This window comes from Serratia sp. GW822-FHT06E05, from assembly GCF_058799445.1.
In genome coordinates this window covers 15,163-25,727 of record NZ_JBXALM010000017.1, presented here as the reverse complement: position 1 = coordinate 25,727, position 10,565 = coordinate 15,163, and the positions used below count along the sequence as shown (strand labels likewise).

At 50.2% G+C, this 10,565-nt stretch carries 24 protein-coding genes; all 24 read left to right on the top strand.

Going from position 1 to position 10,565, the window contains the following annotated elements; all coding sequences use genetic code 11:
- A partial coding sequence (locus AC1RKC_RS24040; RefSeq protein ID WP_457774977.1) for an EF-Tu C-terminal domain-related protein occupies positions 1-147 on the top strand: 147 nt, incomplete at its 5' end.
- Positions 148-277: 130 nt separating this feature from the next.
- Positions 278-472 carry a bacterioferritin-associated ferredoxin gene (gene bfd / locus AC1RKC_RS24035; protein WP_013814795.1) on the top strand — a complete coding sequence of 65 codons (195 nt, stop codon included), beginning with the start codon at positions 278-280 and terminating at the stop codon, positions 470-472.
- A gap of 74 nt (positions 473-546) precedes the next feature.
- A complete protein-coding gene (gene bfr / locus AC1RKC_RS24030) occupies positions 547-1,011 on the top strand; it encodes a bacterioferritin (protein WP_044554945.1) in 465 nt (154 codons plus the stop codon).
- Between the two features lie 385 nt (positions 1,012-1,396).
- Positions 1,397-1,708 (top strand): 30S ribosomal protein S10, encoded by a 312-nt coding sequence (gene rpsJ, locus AC1RKC_RS24025; RefSeq protein WP_001181005.1) that lies wholly within the window; start codon positions 1,397-1,399, stop codon positions 1,706-1,708.
- 32 nt (positions 1,709-1,740) lie between these two features.
- On the top strand, positions 1,741-2,370 hold the full coding sequence (gene rplC, locus AC1RKC_RS24020) for a 50S ribosomal protein L3 (protein ID WP_020837245.1): 630 nt from the start codon (positions 1,741-1,743) through the stop codon (positions 2,368-2,370).
- A 10-nt stretch (positions 2,371-2,380) separates the two neighbouring features.
- Positions 2,381-2,986 (top strand): 50S ribosomal protein L4, encoded by a 606-nt coding sequence (gene rplD, locus AC1RKC_RS24015; protein ID WP_004929779.1) that lies wholly within the window; start codon positions 2,381-2,383, stop codon positions 2,984-2,986.
- Positions 2,983-3,285: a 50S ribosomal protein L23 gene (gene rplW / locus AC1RKC_RS24010; protein ID WP_004951179.1), complete on the top strand. Its 303-nt coding sequence runs from the start codon at positions 2,983-2,985 to the stop codon at positions 3,283-3,285. Before rplD ends, rplW begins: the two co-directional genes overlap by 4 nt.
- A gap of 18 nt (positions 3,286-3,303) precedes the next feature.
- Positions 3,304-4,128 carry a 50S ribosomal protein L2 gene (gene rplB, locus AC1RKC_RS24005; RefSeq protein WP_020837243.1) on the top strand — a complete coding sequence of 275 codons (825 nt, stop codon included), beginning with the start codon at positions 3,304-3,306 and terminating at the stop codon, positions 4,126-4,128.
- Positions 4,129-4,142: 14 nt separating this feature from the next.
- Positions 4,143-4,421, top strand: a complete 279-nt coding sequence (gene rpsS, locus AC1RKC_RS24000; protein WP_004929772.1) for a 30S ribosomal protein S19 — start codon at positions 4,143-4,145, stop codon at positions 4,419-4,421.
- Positions 4,422-4,435: 14 nt separating this feature from the next.
- A complete protein-coding gene (gene rplV / locus AC1RKC_RS23995; protein ID WP_002223844.1) occupies positions 4,436-4,768 on the top strand; it encodes a 50S ribosomal protein L22 in 333 nt (110 codons plus the stop codon).
- A 17-nt stretch (positions 4,769-4,785) separates the two neighbouring features.
- Positions 4,786-5,484 (top strand): 30S ribosomal protein S3, encoded by a 699-nt coding sequence (gene rpsC, locus AC1RKC_RS23990; protein WP_004951172.1) that lies wholly within the window; start codon positions 4,786-4,788, stop codon positions 5,482-5,484.
- 12 nt (positions 5,485-5,496) lie between these two features.
- Positions 5,497-5,907 (top strand): 50S ribosomal protein L16, encoded by a 411-nt coding sequence (gene rplP / locus AC1RKC_RS23985; RefSeq protein WP_004951171.1) that lies wholly within the window; start codon positions 5,497-5,499, stop codon positions 5,905-5,907.
- Positions 5,907-6,098, top strand: coding sequence for a 50S ribosomal protein L29 (gene rpmC, locus AC1RKC_RS23980; RefSeq protein WP_004951169.1), 192 nt, complete (start codon positions 5,907-5,909; stop codon positions 6,096-6,098). Before rplP ends, rpmC begins: the two co-directional genes overlap by 1 nt.
- On the top strand, positions 6,099-6,353 hold the full coding sequence (gene rpsQ / locus AC1RKC_RS23975; protein ID WP_020837241.1) for a 30S ribosomal protein S17: 255 nt from the start codon (positions 6,099-6,101) through the stop codon (positions 6,351-6,353).
- Positions 6,354-6,519: 166 nt separating this feature from the next.
- On the top strand, positions 6,520-6,891 hold the full coding sequence (gene rplN / locus AC1RKC_RS23970) for a 50S ribosomal protein L14 (RefSeq protein WP_020837240.1): 372 nt from the start codon (positions 6,520-6,522) through the stop codon (positions 6,889-6,891).
- Between the two features lie 10 nt (positions 6,892-6,901).
- Positions 6,902-7,216: a 50S ribosomal protein L24 gene (gene rplX / locus AC1RKC_RS23965; protein WP_020837239.1), complete on the top strand. Its 315-nt coding sequence runs from the start codon at positions 6,902-6,904 to the stop codon at positions 7,214-7,216.
- A 14-nt stretch (positions 7,217-7,230) separates the two neighbouring features.
- Positions 7,231-7,770, top strand: a complete 540-nt coding sequence (gene rplE / locus AC1RKC_RS23960; RefSeq protein ID WP_020837238.1) for a 50S ribosomal protein L5 — start codon at positions 7,231-7,233, stop codon at positions 7,768-7,770.
- A 13-nt stretch (positions 7,771-7,783) separates the two neighbouring features.
- Positions 7,784-8,089 (top strand): 30S ribosomal protein S14, encoded by a 306-nt coding sequence (rpsN, locus tag AC1RKC_RS23955; protein ID WP_041415050.1) that lies wholly within the window; start codon positions 7,784-7,786, stop codon positions 8,087-8,089.
- A 30-nt stretch (positions 8,090-8,119) separates the two neighbouring features.
- Complete coding sequence (rpsH, locus tag AC1RKC_RS23950; RefSeq protein WP_020837236.1) at positions 8,120-8,512, top strand: 30S ribosomal protein S8; 393 nt, start codon at positions 8,120-8,122, stop codon at positions 8,510-8,512.
- 14 nt (positions 8,513-8,526) lie between these two features.
- Positions 8,527-9,060: a 50S ribosomal protein L6 gene (gene rplF / locus AC1RKC_RS23945; RefSeq protein WP_020837235.1), complete on the top strand. Its 534-nt coding sequence runs from the start codon at positions 8,527-8,529 to the stop codon at positions 9,058-9,060.
- A gap of 9 nt (positions 9,061-9,069) precedes the next feature.
- On the top strand, positions 9,070-9,423 hold the full coding sequence (gene rplR, locus AC1RKC_RS23940; RefSeq protein WP_020837234.1) for a 50S ribosomal protein L18: 354 nt from the start codon (positions 9,070-9,072) through the stop codon (positions 9,421-9,423).
- Between the two features lie 14 nt (positions 9,424-9,437).
- The gene (gene rpsE, locus AC1RKC_RS23935; RefSeq protein WP_004956164.1) at positions 9,438-9,938 is read left to right on the top strand and encodes a 30S ribosomal protein S5; all 501 of its coding nucleotides are present in this window, start codon (positions 9,438-9,440) and stop codon (positions 9,936-9,938) included.
- 6 nt (positions 9,939-9,944) lie between these two features.
- Positions 9,945-10,124, top strand: a complete 180-nt coding sequence (gene rpmD / locus AC1RKC_RS23930) for a 50S ribosomal protein L30 (RefSeq protein WP_004956161.1) — start codon at positions 9,945-9,947, stop codon at positions 10,122-10,124.
- Between the two features lie 3 nt (positions 10,125-10,127).
- The gene (rplO, locus tag AC1RKC_RS23925; protein WP_020837232.1) at positions 10,128-10,562 is read left to right on the top strand and encodes a 50S ribosomal protein L15; all 435 of its coding nucleotides are present in this window, start codon (positions 10,128-10,130) and stop codon (positions 10,560-10,562) included.
- The last annotated feature ends 3 nt before the right edge of the window (positions 10,563-10,565 follow it).

Below are 10,565 nucleotides of genomic sequence, written 5' to 3'. Positions count from 1 at the left end.
GGCGTTGAAATGGTAATGCCAGGTGACAACGTGAACATGGTTGTTACCCTGATCCACCCAATCGCGATGGACGACGGTCTGCGTTTCGCAATCCGTGAAGGCGGCCGTACTGTTGGCGCTGGTGTTGTTGCTAAAGTTATCGCTTAATCGCGAATAATTTTTCGACACAAAAGAGGGCACTTCGGTGCCCTTTTTTTATGCAATTTGGTCAAATCTTAATTGAAATAAAAAGCATTCCTATTTAGACTTACAGAATTGGTTAAGAAGTGAGTCTCTTATGTACGTATGTCTGTGTAATGCCGTGACTGACAAAGCGATCCGTAAAGCCGTGCGTCAGCACAACCCGCATACCATGAAACAACTGCGTGAACTTGTGCCGATTGGTACCGATTGCGGAAAGTGCATTCGTCAGGCAAGACAGATTATGGTGGAGGAAAGCGGAACCATTATCCCAATGCACGAAGTTGCCTAACTAAAGGTAAGGTTATTTTTTGACTCTTGGCTTACAGCTTCTACACTTTTAGAACTGGCCAGGAGGATTTACCTATGAAAGGCGATAAAAAGATCATTGCTCATCTCAACAAACTGCTCGGTAACGAGCTGGTTGCCATCAATCAATATTTCCTGCACGCCCGAATGTTCAAGAACTGGGGGCTAACACGCCTCAATGAAAAGGAATACCACGAGTCGATCGACGAAATGAAGCATGCCGATCGTTATATCGAGCGTATCCTGTTTCTGGAAGGCCTTCCGAATTTGCAGGATCTCGGCAAGCTGAACATTGGCGAAGATATCGAAGAAATGTTGCGTTCGGACCTGGCCCTGGAATTGGATGGCGCCAAGAATCTGCGTGAAGGCATCGCCTATGCTGATTCTATCCATGACTATGTCAGCCGTGACCTGATGATAGAAATTCTGGCCGATGAAGAAGAACATATCGACTGGCTGGAAACTGAACTGGATTTGATAGCGCGTCTGGGTATCCAGAACTATGCCCAAGCTCAGTTGTAGGCAATAAATACCTTTTACAACGATGTTCTCCTGCCAGCATGAGTTTCTCCGGCAGGGCAGGGGAGCAGCGACAAAGCTTTACCCTAATCCCGACGAATTTCCCCCTCGGTTTTCACCCGTTAGTTACCCGCCGGTAAAAAATGCCGATATCCTGAGCATATTTCCATCTGTGCCTTGCTTCTCGCTCTGTTTTGCGTATAATGCGCGGGCTTACCTAATCTTGGTAAGCCTGATTTTAGCGAATCAGTCGATAGGCAGGACTTTCTGCTCTTCGAACAATACTCCCGATATGGGGGTTATATGTTGACGATTACACTCCCCCATCAATCGAAATGGGTGTGAGGAGTAATTATTTACGTTTATAAATAATTGGAGCTCTGGTCTCATGCAGAACCAAAGAATCCGTATCCGCCTGAAAGCGTTTGATCATCGTCTTATCGATCAATCAACCGCGGAAATCGTCGAGACTGCAAAGCGCACTGGTGCGCAAGTCCGTGGTCCGATCCCGCTGCCAACTCGCAAAGAGCGCTTTACCGTTCTGATCTCTCCGCACGTTAACAAAGACGCGCGTGATCAGTACGAGATTCGCACTCACAAGCGTCTGGTTGACATCGTTGAGCCAACCGAGAAAACCGTTGATGCTCTGATGCGTCTGGATCTGGCTGCCGGTGTAGACGTGCAGATCAGCCTGGGTTAATCAGGTCATTGAGCGATTGAGAGGTTGAAACAATGATTGGTTTAGTCGGTAAAAAAGTGGGCATGACTCGTATCTTCACTGAAGATGGCGTTTCTATCCCAGTAACCGTGATTGAAATTGAAGCGAACCGCGTGACTCAGGTTAAAGACCTGGAAAACGACGGGTACCGTGCCGTTCAGGTTACCACTGGTAGCAAAAAAGCTAACCGTGTGACCAAACCGGAAGCGGGCCATTTCGCTAAAGCTGGCGTTGAAGCTGGCCGTGGTCTGTGGGAATTCCGCCTTGCAGAAGGTGAAGAGTTCACTGCAGGTCAAAACATCAGCGTAGAAATCTTCGCTGAAGTTAAAAAAGTCGATGTTACCGGTACTTCTAAAGGTAAAGGTTTTGCTGGCACAGTTAAGCGCTGGAACTTCCGTACCCAAGACGCTACCCACGGTAACTCCTTGTCTCACCGCGTTCCGGGTTCTATCGGTCAGAACCAGACTCCGGGCAAAGTGTTCAAAGGCAAGAAAATGGCTGGCCACCTGGGTGACGAGCGTGTAACCGTTCAAAGCCTGGACGTAGTACGTGTTGACGCTGAGCGCAACCTGCTGCTGGTTAAGGGTGCTGTACCGGGCGCAACCGGTGGCAACCTGATCGTTAAACCAGCTGTGAAGGCGTAAGGGGATAGCAATGGAATTAGTATTGAAAGACGCGCAAAGCGCGCTGACTGTTTCCGAAACTACCTTCGGTCGTGATTTCAACGAAGCGCTGGTACACCAGGTTGTTGTTGCTTATGCAGCAGGTGCCCGTCAAGGTACCCGTGCTCAGAAGACCCGCGCTGAAGTGACTGGTTCCGGTAAAAAACCGTGGCGCCAGAAAGGTACCGGCCGTGCGCGTTCAGGTTCTGTAAAGAGCCCGATCTGGCGTTCAGGTGGCGTGACCTTTGCTGCTAAGCCTCAGGACCACAGTCAGAAAGTAAACAAAAAGATGTACCGCGGCGCGCTGAAAAGCATCCTGTCCGAACTGGTACGTCAAGATCGTCTGATCGTTGTCGAGAAGTTCTCTGTAGAAGCGCCTAAAACTAAGCTGCTGGCACAGAAACTGAAAGATATGGCTCTGGAAGATGTGCTGATCGTGACCGGTGAACTGGATGAGAATCTGTTCCTGGCTGCTCGCAACCTGTACAAGGTTGACGTGCGCGATGTAGCAGGTATCGACCCGGTTAGCCTGATCGCCTTCGACAAAGTGGTTATGACTGCTGATGCTGTGAAGCAAGTTGAGGAGATGCTGGCATGATCCGTGAAGAACGTTTGCTGAAAGTGCTGCGTGCACCGCACGTATCTGAAAAAGCATCCGCTGCGATGGAAAAAAGCAACACCATCGTACTCAAAGTTGCCAAAGACGCGACCAAAGCAGAAATCAAAGCTGCAGTGCAGAAACTGTTTGAAGTCGAAGTCGAAGACGTGAATACCCTGGTAGTTAAAGGGAAAGTGAAACGTCACGGTCAGCGTGTTGGTCGTCGTAGCGACTGGAAAAAAGCTTACGTCACCCTGAAAGAAGGCCAGAACCTGGACTTCATCGGCGGCGCAGAGTAAGTCGGAGGAGTAAGAACAATGGCAATTGTTAAATGTAAACCTACATCTCCGGGTCGTCGCCACGTTGTTAAAGTGGTTAACCCTGAGCTGCACAAGGGTAAACCTTATGCCCCGCTGCTTGAGAAACTGAGCAAAAGCGGTGGTCGTAACAACAATGGCCGTATCACCACCCGTCATATCGGTGGTGGCCACAAGCAACATTATCGTCTGGTTGACTTCAAACGCAACAAAGACGGTGTGGCTGCAGTGGTTGAGCGTCTGGAGTACGATCCGAACCGTTCCGCGAACATCGCGCTGGTTCTGTACAAAGACGGCGAACGCCGTTACATCCTGGCGCCGAAAGGCCTGAAAGCTGGTGACCAGATCCAATCTGGCGTTGATGCTGCAATCAAGGTAGGTAACACCCTGCCAATGCGCAACATCCCAGTGGGTTCAACGGTTCACAACGTAGAAATGAAACCAGGTAAAGGCGGCCAGATGGCTCGTTCTGCTGGTGCCTACGTTCAGATCGTTGCACGTGATGGTTCCTACGTAACTCTGCGTCTGCGCTCAGGCGAAATGCGTAAAGTTCCAGTTGATTGCCGCGCCACCCTGGGTGAAGTCGGTAACGCTGAACATATGCTTCGCGTTCTGGGTAAAGCAGGTGCTGCACGTTGGCGTGGTGTTCGTCCTACCGTTCGCGGTACGGCGATGAACCCGGTAGATCACCCGCACGGTGGTGGTGAAGGTCGTAACTTTGGTAAGCACCCGGTAACCCCGTGGGGCGTTCAGACCAAAGGTAAGAAGACCCGTAGCAACAAGCGTACTGATAAGTTCATCGTACGTCGCCGTAGCAAAAAATAATTAGAGGATAAGCCATGCCACGTTCTCTCAAGAAAGGTCCTTTTATTGACCTGCACTTGCTGAAGAAGGTAGAGAAAGCGGTGGAAAGCGGTGACAAGAAGCCTTTGCGCACTTGGTCCCGTCGTTCAACGATCTTTCCTAACATGATCGGTTTGACCATCGCTGTCCATAATGGTCGTCAGCACGTACCAGTGTTCGTTTCCGATGAAATGGTCGGTCACAAACTGGGTGAATTCGCGCCGACTCGTACTTATCGCGGCCATGCGGCTGATAAAAAAGCTAAAAAGCGCTAAGGTAGGAGGAAGAGATGGAAACTATCGCTAAACATCGCCACGCTCGTTCTTCTGCTCAGAAGGTTCGCCTTGTTGCAGACCTGATCCGCGGTAAGAAAGTGTCGCAAGCTCTGGAAACTCTGACCTACACCAACAAGAAAGCTGCTGGTCTGGTTAAGAAAGTGCTGGAGTCTGCCATTGCTAACGCAGAACACAACGATGGCGCTGACATCGATGATCTGAAAGTCACGAAAATCTTCGTAGACGAAGGCCCAAGCATGAAGCGCATTATGCCGCGTGCAAAAGGTCGTGCAGATCGCATCCTGAAGCGCACCAGCCACATTACTGTGGTTGTGTCCGATCGCTGAGACTCTGGAGACTAGCAATGGGTCAGAAAGTACATCCTAATGGTATTCGCCTGGGTATTGTCAAACCTTGGAACTCTACTTGGTATGCGAATACCAAAGAATTCGCTGACAACCTGGACAGCGACTTTAAAGTTCGTCAATTCCTGATTAAGGAACTGGCGAAAGCTTCCGTTTCTCGCATCGTTATCGAGCGTCCTGCGAAGAGCATCCGTGTGACTATTCACACTGCTCGTCCAGGCATCGTTATCGGCAAGAAAGGCGAAGATGTCGAAAAACTGCGTAAGGTCGTAGCGGATATCGCTGGCGTTCCTGCGCAAATTAACATCGCCGAAGTCCGTAAACCGGAACTTGACGCTAAATTGGTTGCTGACAGCATCACTTCACAGCTGGAACGTCGCGTTATGTTCCGTCGTGCTATGAAGCGTGCTGTACAGAACGCAATGCGTCTTGGCGCTAAAGGTATCAAAGTTGAAGTAAGCGGCCGTCTTGGCGGTGCTGAAATCGCGCGTACCGAATGGTACCGTGAAGGTCGTGTTCCGTTGCACACACTGCGTGCGGATATCGATTACAACACATCTGAAGCGCACACCACTTATGGTGTAATCGGCGTTAAGGTATGGATCTTCAAAGGTGAGATCCTGGGTGGTATGGCTGCAGTTGAACAACCGGAACCGGCTGCTCAACCTAAAAAGCAGCAGCGTAAAGGCCGCAAGTAAGGAGAGTCGCTGATGTTACAACCAAAGCGTACAAAATTCCGTAAGATGCACAAAGGCCGCAACCGTGGTCTGGCGCAGGGTACGGATGTTAGCTTCGGCACTTTCGGTCTGAAAGCTGTTGGCCGTGGCCGTCTGACTGCTCGTCAAATCGAAGCAGCTCGTCGTGCAATGACTCGTGCAGTTAAGCGTCAAGGTAAAATTTGGATCCGTGTATTCCCGGACAAACCAATTACCGAGAAGCCGCTCGAAGTGCGTATGGGTAAAGGTAAGGGTAACGTGGAGTATTGGGTTGCCCTGATCCAACCTGGGAAAGTCCTGTACGAAATGGACGGTGTACCAGAAGAGGTCGCCCGTGAGGCATTCAAGCTGGCTGCAGCTAAATTGCCGATCAAAACCACCTTTGTAACTAAGACGGTGATGTAATGAAAGCACAAGAGCTGCGTGAAAAAAGCGTTGAAGAGCTGAACACTGAGCTGCTCAACCTGCTGCGTGAGCAATTTAACTTGCGCATGCAGGCGGCAAGTGGCCAGCTGCAACAAACTCACCTGTTGAAACAAGTGCGTCGTAATGTCGCACGCGTTAAGACTTTACTGACTGAAAAGGCGGGTGTGTAAATGACTGATATTATCCGTACTCTGCAGGGTCGTGTTGTTAGTGACAAAATGGAGAAATCCATGGTTGTTGCTATCGAGCGCACGGTGAAGCACCCGATCTACGGGAAATTCATCAAGCGTACGACCAAGCTGCACGTACATGACGAGAACAACGAATGTGGTATCGGTGACGTGGTAGAAATCCGCGAATGCCGTCCACTGTCTAAGACTAAGTCTTGGACGTTGGTTCGCGTTGTAGAGAAAGCGATTCTGTAATAGAGTAGCTGGCTCTAACTTAATAAACGGCTCAGAAAATGAGCCGTTTATTTTTTCTACCCATACTCTGGAAGCGGTGTTATAATGCTGCGCCCTCGGTTATGGGGCTTTTCAACGACCTAGTAATAGGTCCTAAAGTTGTAGTTGACATTAGCGGAGCACTAACATGATCCAAGAACAGACTATGCTGAACGTGGCCGACAACTCCGGTGCACGTCGCGTAATGTGTATCAAGGTTCTAGGTGGCTCGCACCGTCGCTACGCAGGCATCGGCGACGTCATCAAAATTACCATCAAGGAAGCAATTCCTCGCGGTAAGGTGAAGAAAGGCGATGTGCTGAAGGCGGTAGTGGTGCGCACCAAGAAGGGTGTACGTCGCCCGGACGGTTCTGTCATTCGCTTCGATGGTAATGCATGCGTTATTTTGAACAATAACAGCGAGCAACCTATCGGTACGCGTATTTTTGGGCCGGTAACTCGTGAACTGCGTAATGAGAAGTTCATGAAAATTATCTCTCTGGCACCAGAAGTACTCTAAGGAGCGAACCATGGCAGCGAAAATCCGTCGTGATGACGAAGTTATCGTGCTTACCGGGAAAGACAAAGGTAAACGCGGTAAAGTAAAAAATGTCCTGTCTGCTGGCAAGGTCATTGTTGAAGGTATCAACCTGGTTAAGAAACATCAGAAGCCGGTTCCGGCCCTGAACCAACCAGGTGGCATTGTTGAAAAAGAAGCTGCAATTCAGGTTTCTAACATTGCTCTCTTCAACACGGCTACCGGTAAGGCTGACCGTGTAGGCTTTAGATTCGAAGACGGCAAAAAAGTCCGTTTCTTCAAGTCTAACAGCGAAACTATCAAGTAATTTGGAGTAATACGATGGCGAAACTGCATGATTACTACAAAGACGAAGTAGTTAAAAAACTCATGACTGAGTTTAGCTACGCTTCTGTCATGCAAGTCCCTCGGGTCGAGAAGATCACCCTGAATATGGGTGTTGGTGAAGCGATCGCTGACAAGAAACTGCTGGATAACGCAGCAGCTGATCTGGCAGCAATCTCCGGTCAAAAACCGTTCATCACCAAAGCCCGCAAATCTGTTGCAGGCTTCAAAATCCGCCAGGGCTATCCGATCGGCTGTAAAGTAACTCTGCGTGGCGAGCGCATGTGGGAGTTCTTTGAGCGTCTGATTTCCATTGCTGTTCCACGTATCCGTGACTTCCGTGGCTTGTCCGCTAAGTCATTCGATGGCCGTGGTAACTACAGCATGGGTGTGCGTGAGCAAATCATCTTCCCAGAAATCGACTACGACAAAGTCGATCGCGTTCGTGGCTTGGATATTACCATTACCACTACTGCGAAATCTGATGATGAAGGCCGCGCGCTGTTGGCTGCTTTTAACTTCCCGTTCCGTAAGTAAGGCAGGGTTACTGATGGCTAAGCAATCAATGAAAGCACGCGAAGTCGTTCGCGTGAAACTGGCTGAAAAGTACCGCGCAAAACGCGAGGAACTGAAAGCTATCATTTCTGGTGTGAACTCGTCCGACGAAGAACGTTGGGATGCTGTTCTCAAGCTGCAAACTCTGCCGCGTGATTCCAGCCCGTCTCGTCAGCGTAAGCGCTGCCGCCAAACTGGCCGTCCACATGGTTATGTGGGCAAATTCGGGTTGAGCCGTATCAAGTTACGTGAAGCCGCTATGCGCGGTGAAGTACCTGGCTTGAAAAAGGCTAGCTGGTAATTACCAATTGAATCACGGGAGTAAAGACAGATGAGCATGCAAGATCCGATCGCGGATATGCTGACCCGTATCCGTAACGGTCAAGCCGCGAACAAAGTTGCGGTCACCATGCCTTCCTCCAAGCTGAAAGTGGCAATTGCCAACCTGCTGAAGGAAGAAGGTTTTATTGAAGATTTCAAAATCGAAGGCGACGCCAAGCCTGTTCTGGAACTGGTACTGAAGTACTTCCAGGGCAAGGCAGTGGTAGAAAGCATTCAGCGAATCAGCCGTCCAGGTCTGCGCATCTATAAGAAAAAAGATGAGCTGCCAAAAGTTATGGCCGGTTTGGGTATCGCTGTTGTTTCTACCTCTAAAGGTGTTATGACCGATCGTGCAGCTCGCCAAGCAGGTCTTGGTGGCGAGATTATCTGCTACGTAGCTTAATTCGGGAGGAAAGAATGTCTCGTGTTGCAAAAGCACCCGTCGTCATTCCTGCCGGCGTAGAGGTAAAACTCAACGGTCAGGTTATTTCGATTAAGGGTAAGAACGGCGAGCTGACTCGTACTGTCCACGACGCCGTTGAAGTGAAGCAAGAAGCTAACGCACTGACTTTCGCTCCGCGCGAAGGTTTTGCTAACGCCTGGGCCCAAGCGGGTACTACGCGCGCTCTGCTGAACGCAATGGTAGTTGGTGTTACCGAAGGCTTCACCAAGAAGCTTCAACTGGTAGGTGTTGGTTATCGTGCTGCTGTTAAAGGCAACGTGGTGAATTTAGCCTTAGGCTTCTCTCACCCAGTCGATCACCAGCTGCCAGCAGGTATTACTGCTGAATGCCCAAGCCAAACTGAAATCGTGCTGAAAGGCGCTGATAAACAAGTTATTGGCCAGGTTGCTGCAGATCTGCGTGCCTACCGCCGTCCTGAGCCTTACAAAGGCAAGGGTGTCCGTTACGCCGACGAAGTCGTGCGTACCAAAGAGGCTAAGAAGAAGTAAGGTAACACTATGGATAAGAAATCTGCTCGTATCCGTCGTGCGACCCGCGCACGCCGTAAGCTCAAAGAACTGGGTGCAACCCGCCTGGTGGTACATCGTACCCCGCGTCACATTTACGCACAGGTAATTGCTCCAAATGGTTCTGAAGTACTGGTAGCCGCTTCTACTTTAGAAAAAGCTATCACTGAGCAACTGAAGTATTCCGGTAACAAAGACGCAGCAGCTGCCGTAGGTAAAACTCTGGCTGAGCGCGCGTTGGAAAAAGGGATCTCTAAAGTTTCCTTTGACCGTTCCGGTTTCCAATATCATGGTCGAGTCCAGGCACTGGCAGATGCTGCCCGTGAAGCTGGCCTTCAGTTCTAAGGAAGAGGTTTAAGATGGCTCACATCGAAAAACAAGCTGGCGAACTGCAGGAAAAGCTGATCGCGGTAAACCGCGTATCTAAAACCGTAAAAGGTGGCCGTATTTTCAGCTTTACCGCACTGACAGTAGTTGGTGATGGTAACGGTCGCGTTGGTTTTGGCTACGGCAAAGCACGCGAAGTTCCGGCAGCGATCCAGAAAGCGATGGAAAAAGCCCGTCGCAACATGATGAATGTCGCGCTGAACAGCGGCACCCTGCAGCACCCTGTTAAAGGTGCTCATACGGGTTCCCGTGTGTTCATGCAGCCGGCTTCCGAAGGTACCGGTATTATTGCCGGTGGTGCAATGCGCGCCGTCCTGGAAGTCGCTGGGGTGCACAACGTATTGGCTAAAGCTTATGGTTCCACCAACCCGATCAACGTGGTTCGTGCAACTATTGATGCTTTGGCAAATATGAAGTCCCCTGAAATGGTCGCTGCCAAGCGTGGTAAATCCGTTGCAGACATTCTGGGGTAATTGACCATGGCTAAGACTATCAAAGTAACACAAGTTCGCAGCTCCATTGGCCGTCTGCCGAAGCATAAAGCTACACTGCTCGGTCTGGGTCTGCGTCGTATTGGTCACACCGTAGAGCGCGAGGATACTCCTGCTGTACGCGGTATGATCAACCTGGTTTCCTACATGGTTAAAGTTGAGGAGTAACAGATGCGTTTAAATACTCTGTCTCCGGCTGAAGGTGCCAAGCATGCGCCGAAGCGTGTAGGTCGTGGTATTGGTTCTGGCCTGGGTAAAACCGCTGGTCGTGGTCACAAAGGTCAGAACTCACGTTCTGGCGGTGGCGTACGTCGTGGTTTTGAAGGTGGTCAGATGCCTTTATATCGTCGTTTGCCGAAATTCGGCTTCACCTCGCGCAAAGCTATGATCACGGCAGAAGTTCGTCTGTCTGAACTGGCTCTTGTTGAAGGCGACGTAATCGACCTGAACACGCTGAAAGCCGCTAACGTTGTTGGTACCCAGATCGAATTCGCGAAAGTTATGCTTTCTGGCGAAATCGCTCGTCCGGTTACCCTGCGTGGTCTGCGTGTCACCAAAGGCGCTCGTGCTGCTATCGAAGCTGCTGGCGGTAAAATTGAGGAATAAGTA